Here is a 19,710-nt window from a genome sequence, read left to right on the forward strand (position 1 = left end):
CCGAGCCCGATCGCGGCGCCGACGATGTCGCACAGGCCGCCCAAGGACAACGGCTGCCATTCGGACAATAAATGTTTCATGATCGGAAAGTTGAAACCCCACACCACTGACTGAATGACGAGCAGGCTGAGCCCGAGGGGCGACCGCCGGGCGGCAGCGCGCCCTACTTGGTTGGCGAGATGGCGGGATGAGATCCGGAACCGGCGGTGAATTTGTTCTCGTTCTGATACAGCGAAACGGAATTGCCGTCGGCAACTTTTATGTGCACTCTACCATACAGACGACCTGTCGGCGTTTCGACTTAATCGTCACAAAGGACGTGCGACTCGCCTGGCCGCCGCCCGAGGAAGAAGGAATCATCGTGCCGCGCGTTCTCGTGGTCGATGACGACCCGATGGTGTGCGTTGCCATCGAGGTTTGTCTGTCGCGCAAGGGTTTCGAGGTCACCGTTGCCGACGGTGGTGAAGCGGGAATGCGCGCGCTCGAAGCCTCCGATTTCGATGTCATGCTGATCGACGTGTTCATGCCGCATATGCGCGGCTTCGAATCGATCCGGATGTTTCACGAGCGCAAGCCGGATGTACCTGTTATCGCGATGTCGGGCTACGCCTTCGCCAACACCGAGCGCGCGCCGGATTTCCTGCGGATGACCATCGAGCTCGGCGCGGCATGCTGCCTGCGCAAGCCCTTCACGCCGGAGGCGTTGTTGACCTCGGTCAATCAATGCATCACCAAACCGAAAGCTTCCGTGCAGCAGTCGAAATCGTGAAGTAAACAACTGGCAATGCCCTCGCAGCGTATCATTCTTGGAATTGGCCTCGCTATCCTCCTCGTTATCGGCGCTGCCTCGATCGGTCTCGACCTCAAGTCGCGGTCCGACACGGCCTCGGTCGACCGCGCGCTCGGAATCCTCGGGAAACTCTCGGATATACGCCCGCTGCTGAGCCGGGCGGAAAGCGCGGCGCGCGCCTTTGCGCTGTCAGGCGATCAGGAGTTCGCCAGGGAATACCGCGAGGCCAGCGACGCGATCCTGCCGGCGCTGGCCGCCCTGGTCGAGGCGGTCAAGGCCAATCCCACCGAAAAGCAACTGATCGAAGAGACCAAAGCGCTGGTGGAGCAGCAGATCGCCCTCAATGGCGAGTTGATCAGGCTGCGGACCGCTGGCGACGGCGCCGCCGTCGCGGCGCGCGTCGGCCAGGAGGACCGCGCGGCGACGGCCGCCATAGCCGGAAACCTGGAAAAGGCGGTGGCGGAAGAGCGCCGGCTGCTTTTCGCCAGGCGCGCCGAATCCGAAACCAACGGCAGCCTGCTGCTGGCGATCGATCTCGCCGGCGTCGCGCTGATCCTGGTCCTCGCCACCGTATTGACGCTGGCCGCCCGCCGCTCGCGCCGGGAACTGCAGGATTCGCTGAGTGCCACCCAGGCCACCAACGAGGCTCTGGAGGCAGCGGTCGCCGAGCGCACCGAGCATCTGGTTGCCGCGCACGAGGAACTCAGGCTTTCGGCCGCAGTTCTGCGCAGCACCTTTCACAGCATGGCGGAGGCCGTGCTCGTCATCGACACCAGGGGCGAGGTTTTGCTCTCGAACCCGGCCGCCGAGAAGATGCTGCGCTACCGTCCGGGCATGACAATCGAGCTCTTACGCTCGCTCAGCGCGGTTTTCCATGCCGACGGCGTCACGCCGCTGCCTGTCCATGATATGCCCGCCTCGCGCGCGCTGCGCGGCGAAGCGTTCGACGCCATCGAAATCGTGGTGCGCCCGGTCAGCGGCAATCCACCCGTCCATCTCGTGATCAGCGGCCGGCCGCTGCGCGACGCCTCGGGCGCGATCAGCGGCGCGGCGCTGGTCTATCACGACATCACGGCGTCGCGCGAAACCGAGCACAAGCTGCAGCAGGCGCAAAAGCTCGATGCCATCGGCAAGCTTACCGGCGGCGTCGCGCACGACTTCAACAACATGCTGACTGTGATCACCGGCACCACCGAAACGCTGGTCGCGGGCCTTGCGCATGAGCCGGCGTTGCAGAAGACGGCCGAATTGATCGACCAGGCAGCGGAACGCTGCAGCGAGCTGATCCAGCATCTGCTCGCCTTCGCCCGCCGCCAGCCGCTGCAGCCGCGCAATGTCGACATCAACGCGACCGTGCTCGATATCGCAAAACTGCTTCGCCCGACGCTCGGCGAGCAGATCGAGGTCAACTCCATTCTCGAGCAGGAAGTGGCGATTGCCCATATCGACGCATCGCAGCTCGCGAACTCCCTGCTCAACATGGCGATCAACGCGCGCGACGCGATGCCGAACGGCGGCAAGTTGCTTTTAGAGACGCGCAACGTCGTGCTCGACGAAGCCTATGCGCAGGCTAACCCTGACGCAAAGCCCGGCCCTTATGTGATGCTCGCGGTCAGCGACACCGGCGACGGCATGCCGCAGGACGTGCTGGACAAAGTGTTCGAGCCGTTCTTCACCACCAAGGAGGTCGGCAAGGGCTCAGGCCTCGGCTTGAGCATGGTCTACGGCTTCGTCAAGCAATCCGGCGGGCATATCCGGATCTACAGTGAGCTCGGCCACGGCACCACGATCAAGCTCTATCTGCCGCCTGCCCGCGGCCAGATCGAGGCCGTACCGCCCGCGGCAGCGGCGCTACCGCATGGCAACGAGACCATCATGGTGGTGGAAGACGACGCGCTGGTGCGCAACTTCGTCACCGCGCAATTGCAGAGCCTCGGCTACCGGACGGTGGCCGCCGCCAATGGGCCGGCAGCAATGAACCTGATCGAAGGCGGTCAGGCGTTCGACCTTCTGTTCACCGATGTCATCATGCCCGGTGGCATGACCGGACGCGAACTCGCGGACAAGGTGTTGAAGCTCCGCCCCGGCATCAAGGTGTTATATACGTCCGGCTATACCGACAACGCAATCGTGCATCAGGGCCGCCTCGATCCCGGCGTGCTGCTGCTGACCAAGCCGTACCGGAAGTCCCAGTTGGCGAACATGGTCCGCCGCGCGCTGTCGGGGTAAACGAGGCGCAAGCCTCTCCACTTGCGGCGTCCTTTCAATGCCGACTTGATATATGAAAGGGTGAGACTTGGACGAAGGGATTCGGGGGAAGGGCCGAGACCAATGGCCGACGTGATCTACAAGCGCTGCTATTTCGATTGGGGCGGACGATGCGCCTACTGCGACGTTGGACTTCCCCGGATAAAGACGGGCGGCAAGGTCAAGGCCAGCATCGACCATTTCATCCCGCTCTCAAAGGGAGGCCAGAATAGCAGGAGCAACCGCGTGCTGTCCTGCTACCCCTGCAATCTCGCCAAGGGCGACACCGACCCGCGCGAGACGAATCAATGGTCCCACGTCGAACAGCGCCTCGCCGAGATCGCCGCTACCCCGCTCATCAGTCATGCGAAGCTCAAGCAGCTTATTCCCGAATTAGTGAAACAAACTGCCCTCTAGGGGCATGATCCGGATCCGAAAGGCCGCGGTGGCACTCACTGCGCGCCGGATCCGCCTGCCACGATCCTCTCGTTCAGTTTCTGATCCACGATCTCGACGGTGCGGTCGATCTCGGCACTGGGCGCACCGAGCTGATGCGAGATCAGCTTCACGAGCAAGTCGACGCGCTCGATGAACGGAGCGCCGGCGGCGACCGCGCGGGCCGCCGATGACGGCTTGAGCAGGCTTTCGGCCGCCTTGGCGTATTTCGCGAACGGCACCTGGTCCTGCGGATCGGCGCCCAAACGGCGGGCGATGCCGTCGACATGGTCATAGATCGACTGCGACAGTTTCAGATCGCCGTGCACCGCGTCGCGGATCGACTGCGGCTCGTTCGGCGTGATGCAGCGGTAGTTGCCGGTCAAGAGCATCGACCATTTGGCGAGCGGCACGAACAGCGAGTCGAACACCTTCAGCTTCACCGGAACGTCATGGCCGTCCAGCATCACCGCGTCGATGTCGGCTTCCAGCTCGCGAAGCAGCTTGTTGTGTTTCTCGTCGGCAAAGGCGGCAGCCTTGAAGTTGGTCGGCAGGCCGACATGAAGCACGTTCGCCGCCTCTTCCGGCGGGCGAAACGCTTGTGGATCGGGCGAGCAGAGCGTCACCAGCCCCGGTCTGAAGCGATCCCAAACTTGCGCATTGGTATAGGCCTCCTCGAGGTCCATATCCGCCAGTGCCGGGATGCGCTTGAGATAGGGCAAGGGCGGCATGTTCATGATCGACAGACAAGGCAGTTTGGCCTCGGCGATCTTGATCATCAAAACCCGGATCGTGTGGTTGGTGTATTGCGGCTCCTGCATCGCAAGACCGACCAGGTCGTAACGTGAAAGGTCGACGTCCTGCGGCGGCGTTGCGTCCAGTTTGCCGGGCAGGTCGCGCGAAAAAATCGCCCGGTGCACCGCCTCGTCGCGCAGCTTGATGCGAACTTCGGTGCCGTCGCGGTTGATGAGCTCGGCCGTCTTCTTCCGGCAAACCAGCGTCACGTTGTGACCGGCCATCAAAAGTTTCGTCGCCAGCAAGGAGCCGTACGACGCCCCCAGGATCAAAATGTTGCGCGCCATACTCTCTCTTTCACGGATTATGCCAGATACAGATATACCAGAACTATCCCGCCCCGACGGCTAGCGCAAACCGGCAAGCATTACAATTGGATAGACCTGCCTTACGACCGCGTCGCCAGCACGACGCCGGCGAGCGTGAACACCAGCGCCGCGATCTGGATCAGGCCGAGCGGTTCGCCGAGCGCGATGGCAGACGCCACGACGCCGATCACCGGCACCGCCATGGTGCCGATCGCGGCGACTGATGCCGGCAAACGGGCCAGCGCGGCAAACCAGCTGACATAGGCGATGCAGAACTGGATCACGGTCGAATAGACCAAAAGCCACCAGCCGAGTTGCGTAACCTTTTCGATATGCGTGGTCTCGACGGCGAGGCCGATGATGACGATCGGAAAACATCCGAGCCCGATCTGCCAGGCCGCGGCCGGGATCGGCGGCAGCGGCACCGGCAATCTCTTCGCCAGCACGGTGCCGAGCGCAAAGCCAAACGCGCCGCCAAGCGCCATCACCATTCCCGGCAGTTTGGCGGCGGTCGCGCTAAAACCGTTGCCGCCCATGATGGCGGCAAGGCCTGCGAACGCCATCACCAGCGCTACCGTGCGCAGAATAGTCGGCCGCTCGCCGAGCACCGGCCAGGCCAGCAGCGAGGCCCAGACCGGCATGGTGTAGGCGATCAGCGCCGCCTCGCTCGCCGGCAGCCAGAGCAACGCCAGCCCCATCAGCACCATCCAGCCGGTGACATTGAGCAGCGCCGAGAGCATCAGCCGCGGCCACAAATGCCGTTCGACTTTCAGGCTTTGCGAGCGCGCCAGCGCCAGCACGGCCAAAAGCGCCGCGCCGATCACGCCCGTCGAGCCGCGCAGGGTCAGCGGCGGCAGTTCGCTCAGGAGATACTTCGTGACGGGCCAGTTGAATCCCCAGCCCACCGAGGTGATGGCGAGGAACATCAGGCCTGCTGGCGCGATCCGCGCCGGCGCGGCGGGTTTTGATTCTGTCATGGAGCCCGGCAAGGGATGGAAAAGCGATGGAATCGGCCCTCACCTTGCCGCTTATCGGGACGCACGACCACGGGCGCGCGGACATGCCAGCCCTCCCGCTCCGTAGCCTTACGTGAGTCTTTCGAACGCAATCCCGAAAGCTCAAAAAATACCTGCCCTGTGAACAGCGGGACGAAGCCTGTTTCCACACCGCAGGGACAAATTTTTTTCCTTGGGAATCCCTGAGGACTCACTGATACTTGGCACCATCACAGGCGCGGGAACACCCCCTGTTATCCCTCACTTTCCACCATATTTAGTGTTTGATTCAGGAACTCGTACTACTCCTTGACGGGCACGACGGGTTTGGCCTAGCCTTATTCCTGGACGGCGCGAGTTAAGTTCTGGGTCCCGCCGATCGCTCCCAAATGGGTTCCGAACGAGCACTCCGTCAGCCGGTTGAGGCACGGATCGAGGGCTTGTCTGCCCATATTCGGGGGTGATCCCGGGCCTCAAAAAGAGCCGAATGGCTCAGGCGACGAGTTGCGGCGTTGAGTTGGAGGATCAGTCCCGTCGAACCAGACGGAGCCGATCTTGGGGTGGCGAAGACAGAAACAGGGCCGGGTCCACCGGTAGAGCTTGCGGATCTCAGGCCCAAGGTTGTCTTCAACCTTGGTGCCGAAAGTTCGCTCACTGAAACATCCGGCAACCGCAGGAAATGCGGACCGGGCAAAGAAGACGGGGCACGACACTATGCGAATCGAGCGGCGCAACACCACTTCCGGCCAGTCACCCTATGCAGGGATTGATTTCAGGCTGACGACATCGGAGATCCGGAATCCGGACGGTTCGGTCGTGTTCCGGCTCGAGAACGTCGAAGTGCCCCAGTTCTGGTCGCAGGTCGCCTCCGACGTTCTCGCCCAGAAGTATTTTCGGAAAGCCGGCGTCGCCGCGCGTCTGAAGAAGGTCGAGGAAGAGACCGTGCCGTCGTGGCTGTGGCGCTCGGTGCCCGACACCGAGGCGCTGGCCCTGCTGCCGGAAAACGAGCGCTACATCGGCGAGACCAGCGCCAAGCAGGTGTTCGACCGCCTCGCCGGCTGCTGGACCTATTGGGGCTGGAAGGGCGGCTATTTCTCCAGCGATGAAGACGCGCAGGCGTTTTGTGACGAGCTGCGCTACCAGCTCGCAAAGCAGATGGTCGCGCCGAACTCGCCGCAATGGTTCAACACCGGGCTGCATTGGGCCTACGGCATCGATGGCCCCGGCCAGGGCCACTATTACGTCGACTGGAAGACCGGCAAGCTGACGAAATCGAAGTCCGCTTACGAGCATCCGCAGCCGCACGCCTGCTTCATCCAGGGCATCGAGGACGACCTCGTCAACGAGGGCGGCATCATGGACCTGTGGGTGCGTGAGGCGCGGCTGTTCAAATATGGCTCCGGCACCGGCTCCAACTTCTCGCGCCTGCGCGGCGAAGGCGAGCGCCTGTCCGGCGGCGGCCGTTCCTCCGGCCTGATGAGTTTCCTGAAGATCGGCGACCGCGCCGCCGGCGCGATCAAGTCGGGCGGCACCACGCGCCGCGCCGCCAAGATGGTCGTGGTCGACGTCGATCACCCCGATATCGAGACCTATATCGACTGGAAGGTGAAGGAGGAGCAGAAGGTTGCCGCCCTCGTCACCGGCTCCAAGATCAACCAGAAGCACCTCAAGGCCGTGCTGAAGGCCTGCGTGAACTGCGAGGGTTCGGGCGACGACTGCTTCGACCCCGAAAAGAACCCTGCCCTCCGCCGCGAGATCAAGCTCGCGCGCCGCGCGCTGGTGCCCGACAACTACATCAAGCGGGTGATCCAGTTCGCCAAGCAGGGCTACAAGGACATCGACTTCCCGATCTACGACACCGACTGGGATTCGGAAGCCTATCTCACGGTCTCGGGCCAGAACTCCAACAACTCGGTCTCGCTGAAGGACGATTTCCTCCGCGCCGTCGAAACCGACGGCGACTGGAATCTGATCGGCCGCACCAACAAGAAGATTACCAAGACTCTCAAGGCGCGCGAGCTCTGGGAGAAGATCGGCCACGCCGCCTGGGCCTCGGCCGATCCGGGCCTGCACTTCAACACCACCATGAACGACTGGCACACCTGCAAGGCGTCCGGCGACATCCGCGCGTCGAACCCGTGCTCGGAATACATGTTCCTGGACGACACGGCGTGCAACCTCGCCTCGGCCAACCTGCTGACGTTCTATTCGACCACCACCAAGCGGTTCGATGTCGAGGCTTACGAGCACCTGTGCCGGCTCTGGACCATTGTGCTCGAAATCTCCGTGATGATGGCGCAATTCCCGTCGAAAGCGATCGCTGAACTCTCCTATGAGTTCCGCACGCTCGGCCTCGGCTTTGCCAATATCGGCGGTCTCCTGATGACCATGGGCCTGCCCTATGACTCGAAGGAAGGCCGTTCGCTGTGCGGCGCGCTGACCGCTGTGATGACCGGCATTGCCTACAAGACCTCGGCCGAGATGGCGGCCGAGCTCGGCACCTTCCCCGGCTACAAGAAGAACGCCCAGCACATGCTGCGCGTGATCCGCAACCACCGCCGCGCCGCGCATGGCCTCGCCTCCGGCTATGAGTCGCTCAGCGTCAACCCGGTGCCGCTCGACCACGCCTCCTGCCCGCAAGGAGACGTGATCGCGCATGCGACCAAGGCCTGGGACGACGCCCTCGCCCTCGGCGAAGCCAACGGCTTCCGCAACGCGCAGACGACAGTCGTGGCGCCGACCGGCACCATCGGCCTCGTCATGGATTGCGACACCACCGGCATCGAGCCTGACTTTGCGCTGGTGAAGTTCAAGAAGCTCGCCGGTGGCGGCTACTGGAAGATCATCAACCAGGCGGTGCCCGAGGCGCTGCGCGTGCTCGGTTATCGCGAAAGCGAGATCGCCGAGATCGATGCTTATGCCGTCGGTCACGGCTCGCTTTCCAACGCGCCCGGCATCAACGCCACCAGCCTCAAGGCAAAAGGCTTCACCGACGAAGCGCTGGCGAAAGTGGAAGCTGCGCTGCCGACCGCGTTCGACATCAAGTTCGCCTTCAACAAGTGGACCTTTGGCGAGGACTTTTTGCGCGACACGCTCAATATCGCGCCGGAGACCATCGCAGCCCCGGGTTTCGACCTGCTTGCCGCGCTCGGATTTACAAAACGCGAGATCGAGGCCGCCAACGTGCACATCTGCGGCGCGATGACGGTCGAGGGAGCTCCCCACCTCAAGGCAGAACATTACGCGGTGTTCGACTGCGCCAATCCCTGCGGCAAGATCGGCAAGCGCTACCTCTCGGTCGAGAGCCACATCCGCATGATGGCGGCCTCGCAGCCGTTCATCTCGGGCGCGATCAGCAAGACCATCAACATGCCGAACGACGCCACCGTCGAGGATTGCAAGGCCGCGTATCTGCTCTCCTGGAAGCTTGCGCTGAAGGCCAACGCGCTCTACCGCGACGGCTCGAAGCTGAGCCAGCCCCTCAACTCGCAGCTCATCGCCGACGATGATGACGAGGACGATGCGGTGGAGGCGCTCTACGAGAAGCCGATGGCCGCGCGCACCGCGCAGGTCTCGGAAAAGATCGTCGAGAAGCTGGTCGAGCGCATCGTCGTGATGCGCGAGCGCGAGAAGATGCCTGACCGACGCAAGGGTTACACCCAGAAGGCGGTGGTCGGCGGCCACAAGGTGTATCTGCGTACCGGCGAGTATGACGACGGCCGCCTCGGCGAGATCTTCATCGACATGCACAAGGAGGGCGCCGCGCTCCGCTCCTTCATCAACAACTTTGCCATCGCCGTCTCGCTCGGCCTGCAATACGGCGTGCCGCTGGAGGAATATGTCGACGCCTTCACCTTCACCCGCTTCGAGCCGGCGGGCCCCGTGCAGGGCAACGACTCGATCAAGTATGCGACCTCGATCCTCGACTATGTGTTCCGCGAGCTCGCGGTCAGCTACATGTCGCGCTTCGATCTCGCGCATGTCGATCCGACCGAGTCGAATTTCGACGCGCTCGGCAAGGGCGTCGAGGAAGGCAAGGAGCCGTCCGACCAGGGCCAGCAGGCGACAAAGTATCTGTCCAAGGGCCTGACCCGCTCGCGCACGGATAATCTCGTCGTAATGCGCGGCGGCGATACGGACGCCCGCGGCTCCCACAACGTCACCGCAATCGGCGGCCACGGCCCCAGCGCCCGCGCCTCCGACGCCCACGAAGGCGCGGTGGCCTTAAGGCAGGAAACCCAGCACGACCTGTCGCCGACAGAAAAGCTGGGAGCCCTGCAATGGAGCAAGTCCGGCAGCGCAGCCGTAGCGGTTGCCCCAAGCAAGGCCGAACGCCGGGCTGAGGCGAAAGCCAAGGGCTACGAAGGCGAGATGTGCTCGGAGTGCGGCAACTTCACGCTGGTGCGGAATGGCACGTGCATGAAGTGCGATACGTGTGGAAGCACGACGGGGTGTTCGTAGGCCGGTCACCAGTCGTACCGACGCTCAATTAGATTCGTAACTAAGCATGGGGGCGGCCGAAAGGCCGCCCCCATCTTTTTTGGTGCGATCCGAGAACAGCTGTCTCGCTTCGGCTCATACCGCCGAGACTTTACTCTCGCTTTACGTGCACTATAATGACGCTTCTATATTAGGTAACCGCTCCTGTTGTTTTCCTTTATTTTGATGGACGAGATATGGCTTCTCCCACCCTCACACTGCATCAATATCAAACAGCCGCGTCTGAGACCGATCGCACTAGGACAACCAAGCCGACCAGATTCCTACTGTTAGGCCTCTTCGGTGAAGCTGGAACGCTACTTGATGAAGTAAAGAAGAAGCAGCGAGACAGCGGATCGTACGTTGGCTACGAAGCGAATGTCGTGGAGGAGCTTGGCGACGTGCTCTGGTATCTTGCTGTAATCGCCAGTCGTATGAAATTAGCCTTGAGCGCTATAGCGCGTCCGCCAGAGCAATCCATTTCGTCTTATGCCACTGCAGACAATGAAATAAGGTTCTCCGACCTGCAGCAACAAGCTCACTTGCCCTTCGCAGCGCCTACTTCCAACTTCGAAATAACACTCTTGCGACTAGTGGCTGCCATTGGAGCATTAGCCAACGCTCAACAGCAATCGCTTCCTGAAGGAGATGAATGGGGTCCATACCTTCGCGAAATATTTCATATTCTGATTCAAACAGCCAACGAAGCCGGCGTTACTCTCGAGAACGCAGCGAACGAAAACCTGACAAAGATATTCGATCGTTGGCCTGAAGAACGACATTTCCCCCCGCTATTTGACGAAGCCAGTGACATCGCCGAAGAGAAACTTCCGCGACATTTGGAAGTCGAAATCTATGAGCGAACAGTCGCCCGCGGGCCGGGGATTGAAAAGCTCTATGTCCTCCAGCGCTGCAGCGGGATTTTGATTGGCGATCGCGTTACTGACAATATAATGGAGCCCGACGACTACCGGTTCCATGACGTCTTTCACTATTCTTATGCTGCCGTGTTGGGCTGGTCGCCAGTTCTGAGGGCTCTGTTTCGCTTAAAGCGGAAATCAACTCCAAAAATAGACGAAGGAGAGGACGGTGCCCGAGCCATCTTGATCGAGGAAGGGGTCTCAACGTTCATTTTCGCCTATGCAAAGCAGTTGAACTTCTTTGAGGGGCAGCACGAAGGAGATCTCAGTTTTACGTTACTCAAGCGCGTACGAGAGTTTGTTAGTGGCTATGAACCCAAACATTGCCCGCTTTGGCTCTGGGAAAAAGCGATTTTGGACGGCTATGCAGCATTTCGCTTCTTGCAGCGGCATCGGAAGGGCCGGCTAATTCTGGACCTGAATAACCGCAGCTTATCAATCAAGGCCATTTAGCCCCATGCGCGGCCAACAGTCTCGCTGCAGAGAAACCAATGCCACCTCCAAGTCATCCAGCTCTCTGAAAAGTTGCGGCACTCGCCACAAGATAAGTATACCCGCGATCGTGGCAGCAGTTACAAGCCACCATACCGGGAATGTTGGCCGCTGCAGAATGTAGATCGTTGATTCAAACAACTTGAGTCCTGGTACGCAAAATAACCAGCCCAAAATCGGCGCAACTGCTCCGTTTTCAACCCGCGCATAGTAATACGAATATCTATTAGCGATCTCCTCTCGCAGAATGTCTGCCTTAAAATCAGTCTGACTCTCGCTAACTTGGGAGCACTTATCGAGTGTGGTGTTGGATATAGCGTTCTTAGTTACCCGATTTCTCGCTTTCGAAAATACCAAAATCGCTTGGAATGTCTGATCGCGAAATGAAGCAGCTGTTGGCCCCAACTCGGACTTGAGATAGGCCAGTACTGCACGTGGCCAAAAAAGAAGACGCCTAGAAGCGTATGGACTAAGCAGTGAATCGGACGCTTGATGAATTACATTTCCCAATGGAATGGCAACTGACACAGAGCCAAAAACAAAAGCGAGGACTTTCACCGCATCCACCCTCGCAAGAGCTTCAACATTCAAATACGGGCTCAGAAAAATCAGCGTCCAGACCAGAGTCGATCCTCCTCCGATTTCAAACCGAAGAAATCTAAACATTTCTCCCTCTCACGAAGCGCTCATGGCGGAGAAGTTAATTGGAGCGTTGAACAAATTTGCGCCGCCGTAGCGTTCTTTCCGCAACATGCTGCGCATTGGCGCTGTCAAATAGACGACTGTCTTGAGCTGCTCATCCGACTTGTCTCGATACTGAGATACGACATCCGAAACAAAGCTTTCGACCTTCGAGTCGACGCTATCTGTCGGCCGTTCAAAAAAATCCGCGGGGTCTTCAAGGGCAAGCATCAAGCGCTCATTCTTGCTCGCGACCGCCAGGCCCGGGATCGCCTTCCTAAGTTTGCTTAGGTGCAGGTCTGTAAAGTACGGCCCGTCTTTCTGACGGATTGCGTATGACGCTGTAAGGCGCCTGCCTTCCGACCTACAGTGATGATACTCAACCAAGTAAAAAAGTTTGTGCAGTCGAAAATATGAGATCGAACCGCTTACCCTCAGTATGATCGAAGCCAGATTGGCGACGTCCGGCCGCGTAGGTGCTCGAACGACGGCCTTCCGTGCGGGCTTAACTAATTTACGATATTGCTCCGCTACAAATCGGTAATCGGCCAGTTGGTTCAGGAAGCTACGATGCAGCAGTGCGCGCTGACCTGGATGATAGAGTGGAATAAGAATCCTTCCGTGCCATGGCTTTGCTGTCCTGACATCGGCACTCAGTTCGCACGAGTGATCCTCAATATACTTGAGAGCTTGGAGAGCTTGATTGCCCAGCGTCACAACGATCCGCGGCTGAATAATAGCGATTTGCCGGCGCAGAAACCCGCTACAATTTGCCACCTCACGCTTGGTGGGCGTTGCATTGTTGCCGTTCTCGTCTTTTGGATTGCACAGCACAGCGTTCGTAATGAAGAAATCGTATCTGCTGATGCCGACTTGGGCGATTAGCTTCTCAAAGTTCTCGCCTGCCTTGTCTCCATGGAACGGAATCGCCGTATCATCCGCGCCCAGCCGGCCCGGCGCCTCGCCGACAAACATCATAAGCGCGGAGAGGTCTCCGCTCGACCTCCCCAAGATCCGTCGGCTAGCGCCCATCCGATCGCAAAGCGCACATTTTTGGACGTCGCTGACCAACTCATCAAAAACCAGCGCGACGCTCGATTGGTCCTTTTTCATCGCGCGATTAGTGTCCCGAACTTCGCCACTTGATCCACGTACGCATGAACCGAATGACAGATCACGCGACCTGGGTGCTTTCGGCCTTCATTTGCAATAAAGCTGAGCAAACGCCCCAATCCAATAAAGTTACCTAGCGCCTTGTTCAAGAAATCGTGGTTCCTGTAAACCGCTACTAGGTCCAGCACATCGCCCTTGTTCCAAATGATCTCGATGTACTGCAGGCAAGGACTCCCTCTTTTCCGCAGCCCATCGACCGCAGGGCTCGACGTGTGCATCACGATCGCAGTTTCTCCGCGAACTGTCCAACTGTTAAGAACCCGGATCGCTCGTTCGATTTGATTTTCTGAACCGTCGAGCGACATCAATCGCTGAAAGTACGTCCCACCCCAAGCAGAGTGAAGACTTCCAGCTTTAAGAGCACGAGTTAGCAGCTTCTCGTATCTTCCATAATACTCAAGCCGCGTCTCTCGGGGCCTCCTTGGGATGTCGGGGAAAAGTACTTTTGCGACCACCGAAAGACGATCCAAAGCGCCAACGCTTTTGGGGCAAAAGCGCGAGTACCATTCTTCGTCAACGACAGTAGGAGCCTCGATTTCGGTAATGAGATTCTGTATTGCGTGTGGAGAACTACTCAACAGGACTTGACCACCGCTCTTCCACGCCTGAACGGGGTCGGCTCCCTGAACGATAATTGCCATTCGGCTCGCCTCAACCTCGATTCGGTCAGTATATCACGCATCCATCCAGGGTGGTATCGGGCGATCCTGCGAAATAGATCGGTCACGTCAGGGTGTATGCCATGACAGCCCAGAGTTGCGGCCACAGGCATCCATCATTATAAGAAATGGCCCCACTATCTTGGTCATTCATTCATGTCATTGCGCTCACTCAACGACTGGGAAGTCGGGTTGATTAAAGCGTTCTGTGAGCAAACAGACCTCAATGATCAACAGATACTTTCATATTTCACCCGACCTCGTCGCACGGTGAACCATCGCGTTATCAGTGGAATAAGAACAGGTCGATATTTCCCAGGCGTCGCAGCCTCGACGGAAGAAGAGCTTGCTCAATTCAAGACGCGCTGGCCGAGGCTCTCGGTTAGCAAGGGGAAGATACGCGAGATCGAAGAACTCATCGCAAAATCAAGAGAAGCGATGATCTCTGCCATCCAGTCGTATAACAATCCACGAGTGTCCTTTCGCTCGGAAATTTTTGTCGTTTTATCGATGATCGCTTGGACATATCTGCTGCACGCATATTATCGGAAGCAAAACATCTCGTATTACTATTACAGCATTAAAGACGGAGTGTATGTGGTCGAGAAGACCGCAGCTGGTCAGCTAAAGCTATGGGATCTAGCGAAGTGCCTTCGAGAACAACAATGTCCTCTGGACGATGCGACGAAAGCGAACCTCGATTTTATTCTGAATCTAAGGCATGAAGTAGAACATCGCTCCACTGGAAACATCGATCAGAAAGTTGCGTCAAAATTGCAGGCAACCGCCCTGAATTTCAATACGACTTTGGCGAAGCTTTTTGGGAGCGAGTATCGGATCGACACTGAATTTGGCGTTGCTATCCAAATGGCGTCCTTTGCGCAGGACCAAGCTAAAGCGCTGTACGGAAATGCAGACATCCTCCCAACAATCGAAGGCGTTATTGACGATTACGACCGCGGCGTACCCGACGACATCTACAGAGACGTACGCTATGCCTTCAAAATAGTATTTGTGGAGCAAGCCTGCAATCGCGAAGGTCAGGCTGATCAAGTTGTGACCTTTGTGCGTGCGGGCACAGAAACTGCCGACTCTATCCAGCGAGTGTTGGTCCGAGAGAAGGAGAAACCGAAATATAAGCCCAGCTCAATTGTGAAGGAGATGCGAAGAGCTGGATTTCACCGCTTTTCATTGCATCACCATACAGAGCTCTGGAAGCGTTATGATGCAAAAAATCCGAAGAATGGATACGGCGTACTCCTGTCAGATTCACAATGGTACTTCTACGAGAACTGGTTGGAACTCGTGAAGCACGAACTCGAAGCTGCCGGAGATCAGTATAGGAACGCGAGAATCGCGTAGGCGCTGCTCCTCTGGAGTGGTCGGCCGATCGATTTCAGCGAGCGTCGGGCGGATTAGAAGGCGTAATCCGCCGTTCCGAGTAACCAAGTCGGCGGGTTACGCTTACGCTAACTAACCCGCCCTACTCACGCGTGAAGCAGCACCGCAGCTTTGTTCGCCATCCGACTCTCGTTTGTTCGCAAGGAACGAATCGGAATCGTGCAATCGATGACCGATCGATGTCTCCGGACCCCATGCGCTCATAGAGAACGCGGGGGTATTGCTTTTCGGAGGCGCTAGGCTTGCTCACCCATCGCGTCTTCGGCTCTTTAATCGTGCCGAGCATGGCTTTCGCCAGCGTGATAGCGCCGTCTTCCCGCAAATGTGCAAGCTGGCTTCCGTCGTCCAGATTGTAGATGGTCCGCCCCATGTTGTCCTTTTCGGTCCTGTTCACGGCTGAGCGCGTGTACAGCGGTTGCCCATTAATCCATATGCTTACGGTCATCACGCATCTACGCTTTCCCTAGGGTTCATCAGTCCCATCACCCACGAACAGACAACGGCGGGTAACGCCCACACAAGTGCCACATAGAACCAGTCCTGCTGGAAGATCTTCGCATTCTCTGCCGCCGAGGGGCCCTCGTGCATGAGGCCGTAGTACAGGACGAAGGCGATTCCGAAGCCCGCCAGGCCACAGGCGATTGAACGCCACCATCTGTCTGACAGTCGGCGGTCCACCCACGCGGTAAAGAGCATGGGAAGAATCGAGAACGCGTAGCAGACCATGAACGACGGCAGCCAATACCGCCTATCCTCGAAAATCGGCCCGTCAGTCCGGGCGGCGAGAAACGCGATGCAGTAGAGCCAGGCAAGAAACGGCCCGAGGGCGGCAAAGAGCCGAAGCCTTGTCATGCGGTCACCATGACAGCGATTTCCATTTCGGACTTGCCGGGATGCTTTCTCCAACTCGATAAGCCTTTGTCGTTGCGAGGCCTCCTCTCGTTCAGGCTCAAGGGTTTTCCGCCTTAACGCTGCCTTTGCGCCAGATAGAAGCCGAACAGCACCGTGACCAATCCCACCGCCTGCAGCGCGGTCGGGGGCTCGCCGAGCAGGAGCCAGCCGGCGAGGATCGTCAGCGCCGGCACGGTCGCGGGGAACACCGCGGCGCGGGCGACGCCGATGGTCTGGATCGAGAATGCGAACAGATACAGCGCAGCGGGGCCGGCCAGGATGCCCTGTGCCAGCGCCTGCAGCGCGTTTTCAGCCCAGCCCAGCGCCGCCACGCGGGCGAACCCGCCCAAGGTCGCATAGAGCGGCAGCAGCGCGAGCGACAGCACGCTGATGACGGTGGCGGCCGAGAACGCGGAGACGCGCCAATGGCGCAGCAGCGTGCCGAACACCGCGAACATCAAGCCGGTCATCACGAACAGCAGATCGCCCAGCACGCCATCGGCGCCGATATGGCCGATCGACTCGGCACCGATCACCCCAAGCCCGCCGACGATGACGAGCGCCCCCGCTACGCGCGAGGGCGGCACCCGCTCGCGCAGGAACAGCGCGGCCAGCAGCAGGCCGCCGAGCGTCGCGCTGGACGGCTGGATGACGCTGCCATGGCCGAGCGGCACGAACAGGAAGCCGGTATAGCTGATGAGCGACATCACTGGCCCGCCCAGCACCATCAGCACCAGTCCGCGGCCCCATCCGATGCCGCCGAGATCAGCGATGCCGGCGCGAAGCACGAGCGGCAGGAACACCAGCCCGGACCACACGAAGCGGTGCATCAGCAGGTCCGGCGGCGTGAAGCCGACCTTCAGCCCGTGCCGGGTCGCGACAAAGCCGAGCGCCCAGAACAGCGCCGCGCCAGCGCCGCACGCGACCCCAAGCAGGGCAGGTTTCGTGTCAGGTTTCTGGGCTGGAGCATCGCCGCCGCTGCTCGGCTGGTTCATGGCGGACGCTTACGTCAGCCCACACCACTGATCAACCCACGCCCATGCAGGGCTGACGGGCGCGCCGCCGCAGGCCGCCTGCTTCTGGCGCCGCTTCAGCGAGCGTTAGCCGGATTAGCCGAAGGCGTAGTCCGCCGTTCTGAGTGACCAGGTCGATGGGTTGCGCTTGCGCTAACCCGCCCTACTCACGCGTGAAGCAGCACCACAGGTTCGTTCGCCATCCGACTCCATTTTGTTCGCAAGGAACGAATCGGAATCGGGCAAATCGGCGCGAGCCAATCCTTAACAACGCGTTTGCCGACTAACCGGAAAGAGTGGACATTCGCCGTTGCGACCTCCTGCGAATCGGCCGAGTCTCCGATGACATGGGGTGATTCGTGCTGGCTGAAACTACCGATCAATATCTGGAAAGCCTGAATCCGGAGCAGCGCAGGGCCGTCGAGCACGGCATCGCCCCGGATGGGACCATCGGCTCGCCGCTTCTCGTCATTGCCGGCGCGGGATCCGGGAAGACCAACACGCTCGCTCATCGTGTGGCCCACCTCATCATCAAGGGCGCCGACCCGCGCCGCATGCTGCTGATGACGTTTTCGCGCCGTGCCGCTTCCGAGATGACGCAGCGTGTCGAACGCATCGCGCGCCGCGTCCTCGGCGATAAGGCCGGCATCATGACGGATGCGCTGACCTGGGCAGGAACCTTTCATGGCATCGGAGCGCGGCTGCTGCGCGAATACGCTGAAGCTATCTGCTTCGATCCGGCCTTCACGATTCATGATCGCGAGGATTCGGCCGACCTGCTCAACCTGGTGCGCCACGAGCTCGGATTTTCAAAGACCGAAACTCGTTTTCCCACCAAGGGCACATGCCTTGCGATCTATTCCCGTTGCGTGAACGCGCAAGCGCCTCTCGAGGCGGTGCTCGGACAGCATTATCCCTGGTGTTCGGGATGGGCCGATGAGCTCAAGCAACTGTTCGCCGGTTATGTCGAGGCCAAGCAGAAGCAGAACGTCCTCGACTACGACGATCTCCTATTGTGGTGGGCGCAGATGGTATCCGACCCGGGAATCGCGCAGGAGATCGGCGGCCGGTTCGATCATGTCATGGTCGACGAGTACCAGGACACCAATCGGCTGCAGGCGACGATACTCCTTGCGCTCAAGCCGGATGGACGCGGCCTGACGGTGGTGGGGGACGACGCCCAATCGATCTATTCGTTTCGCGCGGCCACCGTCCGGAACATTCTGGATTTTCCTGACCATTTCAGCCCGAGGGCCGAGATCGTCACGCTCGACCGCAATTATCGCTCCACCCACCCGGTTCTGGCGGCCGCCAATGGCGTGATCGGACTTGCGCGAGAACGATTCACCAAAAATCTCTGGACCGAGCGCTGTTCGGCTCAACTGCCGCGTCTGGTCACGGTTCGCGATGAGGCCGACCAGGCGCGCTACATCGTCGAGCAGGTGCTGTCGAACCGCGAACAGGGATCGCGGCTCAAGGAGCAGGCTGTCCTGTTCCGGACGTCCTCACACAGCGGTCCGCTGGAAGTCGAGCTGACGCGGCGCAATATTCCCTTCGTCAAGTTCGGCGGTCTGAAGTTTCTGGACGCCGCCCACGTCAAGGACGTCCTTGCGCTGCTCAAGTTCGTCGAGAACCCGCGGGACCGGGTTGCCGGATTCCGCGTGCTTCATTTGCTGCCGGGCATCGGCCCGGCGTCGGCCCAGCGTATTCTCGATCAAACCACTGGTATGGCCGATCCGATCTCCGCGCTCGCAGCGTTGCCCATGCCGCCCCGCGCCGGCCAGGACTGGACCGCCTTCGTCGAAACGCTCGGCAATATCAGCTATTCGGAATGGCCTGCTGACATCGAACGCATCAGGCTCTGGTACACCCCGCATTTGGAGCGAATCCACGAAGACGCCGAGATGCGGCTGGCCGACCTGCTGCAGCTCGAGCAGATCGCCTCGGGTTATCCTTCGCGCGAGCGCTTCCTGACCGAGCTCACGCTCGATCCGCCGGATGCGACCAGCGATCGCTCCGGGCCACCGCTGCGCGACGAAGACTATCTGATCCTGTCCACCATCCACTCCGCCAAGGGGCAGGAATGGAAGTCGGTCTACGCCTTGAACGTGGTCGACGGCTGCATGCCGTCGGATCTCGGCGCCGGCACGACGGCTGAACTCGAGGAAGAGCGGCGCCTGCTCTACGTCGCGATGACGCGCGCCAAGGACGATCTGCACCTGATCGTGCCGCAGCGCTTCTTCGTGCACGGTCAGGCGGCCCGCGGCGACCGCCACGTCTATGCGTCCCGCACGCGTTTCATACCAGACCATCTGGTGAAGCTGTTCGATCGGCAGACCTGGCCGGCGGCGAACCCGGCGGCACGCTCGACGCCAAATCAAACCGTGCAGATCGACATCCGCGAACGCATGCGCGGCATGTGGCGCTAGCC

Annotated in this window: 14 protein-coding genes; 7 read left to right on the plus strand and 7 right to left on the minus strand. The window is 59.9% G+C overall.

The features are described 5' to 3' along the window. Positions 1 to 361: 361 nt before the first annotated feature. The 3 genes from HCN58_RS35750 (at position 362) to HCN58_RS13260 (ending at position 3,454) form a co-directional block, all read left to right on the plus strand. Positions 362 to 769: a response regulator gene (locus HCN58_RS35750; protein ID WP_171579816.1), complete on the plus strand. Its 408-nt coding sequence runs from the start codon at positions 362 to 364 to the stop codon at positions 767 to 769. A gap of 15 nt (positions 770 to 784) precedes the next feature. Continuing rightward, complete coding sequence (locus HCN58_RS13255; protein WP_171579817.1) at positions 785 to 3,019, plus strand: CHASE3 domain-containing protein; 2,235 nt, start codon at positions 785 to 787, stop codon at positions 3,017 to 3,019. Positions 3,020 to 3,121: 102 nt separating this feature from the next. Continuing rightward, on the plus strand, positions 3,122 to 3,454 hold the full coding sequence (locus HCN58_RS13260; protein WP_171579818.1) for an HNH endonuclease: 333 nt from the start codon (positions 3,122 to 3,124) through the stop codon (positions 3,452 to 3,454). Between the two features lie 35 nt (positions 3,455 to 3,489). On the opposite strand, the gene HCN58_RS13265 is transcribed toward HCN58_RS13260, so the two are convergent. Together HCN58_RS13265 and HCN58_RS13270 are read right to left on the minus strand one after the other, a co-directional pair. Beyond that, positions 3,490 to 4,554: a ketopantoate reductase family protein gene (locus tag HCN58_RS13265; protein ID WP_171579819.1), complete on the minus strand. Its 1,065-nt coding sequence runs from the start codon at positions 4,552 to 4,554 to the stop codon at positions 3,490 to 3,492. A 101-nt stretch (positions 4,555 to 4,655) separates the two neighbouring features. After that, entirely contained in the window at positions 4,656 to 5,552 is an 897-nt protein-coding gene (locus HCN58_RS13270; RefSeq protein ID WP_171579820.1) for a DMT family transporter, read from the minus strand. 732 nt (positions 5,553 to 6,284) lie between these two features. On the opposite strand from HCN58_RS13270, the gene HCN58_RS13275 reads away from it, so the two are divergent. Then, positions 6,285 to 10,031 (plus strand): vitamin B12-dependent ribonucleotide reductase, encoded by a 3,747-nt coding sequence (locus tag HCN58_RS13275; RefSeq protein ID WP_171579821.1) that lies wholly within the window; start codon positions 6,285 to 6,287, stop codon positions 10,029 to 10,031. A gap of 215 nt (positions 10,032 to 10,246) precedes the next feature. Further along, positions 10,247 to 11,422, plus strand: a complete 1,176-nt coding sequence (locus HCN58_RS13280) for a nucleoside triphosphate pyrophosphohydrolase family protein (protein WP_171579822.1) — start codon at positions 10,247 to 10,249, stop codon at positions 11,420 to 11,422. On the opposite strand, the gene HCN58_RS13285 is transcribed toward HCN58_RS13280, so the two are convergent. From HCN58_RS13285 to HCN58_RS13295, 3 genes are read right to left on the minus strand one after another with little or no spacing between them, the layout of a single operon-like run. Continuing rightward, positions 11,405 to 12,127, minus strand: a complete 723-nt coding sequence (locus HCN58_RS13285; protein WP_171579823.1) for a hypothetical protein — start codon at positions 12,125 to 12,127, stop codon at positions 11,405 to 11,407. The two genes, HCN58_RS13280 and HCN58_RS13285, sit on opposite strands and share 18 nt — an antisense overlap. Positions 12,128 to 12,136: 9 nt before the next feature. Continuing rightward, on the minus strand, positions 12,137 to 13,255 hold the full coding sequence (locus HCN58_RS13290; RefSeq protein WP_210265987.1) for a uracil-DNA glycosylase: 1,119 nt from the start codon (positions 13,253 to 13,255) through the stop codon (positions 12,137 to 12,139). After that, positions 13,252 to 13,956: a thymidylate synthase family protein gene (locus HCN58_RS13295; protein ID WP_171579824.1), complete on the minus strand. Its 705-nt coding sequence runs from the start codon at positions 13,954 to 13,956 to the stop codon at positions 13,252 to 13,254. The genes HCN58_RS13290 and HCN58_RS13295 overlap by 4 nt, the downstream gene beginning before the upstream one ends. Positions 13,957 to 14,166: 210 nt before the next feature. On the opposite strand from HCN58_RS13295, the gene HCN58_RS13300 reads away from it, so the two are divergent. Next, entirely contained in the window at positions 14,167 to 15,336 is a 1,170-nt protein-coding gene (locus HCN58_RS13300; RefSeq protein WP_171579825.1) for a DUF3644 domain-containing protein, read from the plus strand. 483 nt (positions 15,337 to 15,819) lie between these two features. Here the strand turns inward: HCN58_RS13300 and HCN58_RS13305 are convergent, their stop codons facing one another. Both HCN58_RS13305 and HCN58_RS13310 read right to left on the minus strand, forming a co-directional pair. After that, positions 15,820 to 16,227, minus strand: coding sequence for a hypothetical protein (locus HCN58_RS13305; protein ID WP_171579826.1), 408 nt, complete (start codon positions 16,225 to 16,227; stop codon positions 15,820 to 15,822). 113 nt (positions 16,228 to 16,340) lie between these two features. After that, a complete protein-coding gene (locus HCN58_RS13310; protein WP_171579827.1) occupies positions 16,341 to 17,261 on the minus strand; it encodes a DMT family transporter in 921 nt (306 codons plus the stop codon). Between the two features lie 377 nt (positions 17,262 to 17,638). On the opposite strand from HCN58_RS13310, the gene HCN58_RS13315 reads away from it, so the two are divergent. Then, positions 17,639 to 19,708, plus strand: coding sequence for an ATP-dependent helicase (locus HCN58_RS13315; protein ID WP_171579828.1), 2,070 nt, complete (start codon positions 17,639 to 17,641; stop codon positions 19,706 to 19,708). Positions 19,709 to 19,710: the final 2 nt, after the last annotated feature.

The sequence above is a fragment of the Bradyrhizobium australiense genome, assembly GCF_013114825.1.
In the GTDB taxonomy this organism is placed as follows: Bacteria; Pseudomonadota; Alphaproteobacteria; order Rhizobiales; family Xanthobacteraceae; genus Bradyrhizobium; species Bradyrhizobium australiense.

Coding starts and splice junctions, on each gene's coding strand:
- HCN58_RS13255 (WP_171579817.1), top strand. CDS start 785: ATGCCCTCGCAGCGTATCATTCTTGGAATTGGCCTCGCTATCCTCCTC.
- HCN58_RS13260 (WP_171579818.1), top strand. CDS start 3,122: ATGGCCGACGTGATCTACAAGCGCTGCTATTTCGATTGGGGCGGACGA.
- HCN58_RS13265 (WP_171579819.1), bottom strand. CDS start 4,554: ATGGCGCGCAACATTTTGATCCTGGGGGCGTCGTACGGCTCCTTGCTG.
- HCN58_RS13270 (WP_171579820.1), bottom strand. CDS start 5,552: ATGACAGAATCAAAACCCGCCGCGCCGGCGCGGATCGCGCCAGCAGGC.
- HCN58_RS13275 (WP_171579821.1), top strand. CDS start 6,285: ATGCGAATCGAGCGGCGCAACACCACTTCCGGCCAGTCACCCTATGCA.
- HCN58_RS13280 (WP_171579822.1), top strand. CDS start 10,247: ATGGCTTCTCCCACCCTCACACTGCATCAATATCAAACAGCCGCGTCT.
- HCN58_RS13285 (WP_171579823.1), bottom strand. CDS start 12,127: ATGTTTAGATTTCTTCGGTTTGAAATCGGAGGAGGATCGACTCTGGTC.
- HCN58_RS13290 (WP_210265987.1), bottom strand. CDS start 13,255: ATGAAAAAGGACCAATCGAGCGTCGCGCTGGTTTTTGATGAGTTGGTC.
- HCN58_RS13295 (WP_171579824.1), bottom strand. CDS start 13,956: ATGGCAATTATCGTTCAGGGAGCCGACCCCGTTCAGGCGTGGAAGAGC.
- HCN58_RS13305 (WP_171579826.1), bottom strand. CDS start 16,227: ATGACAAGGCTTCGGCTCTTTGCCGCCCTCGGGCCGTTTCTTGCCTGG.
- HCN58_RS13310 (WP_171579827.1), bottom strand. CDS start 17,261: ATGAACCAGCCGAGCAGCGGCGGCGATGCTCCAGCCCAGAAACCTGAC.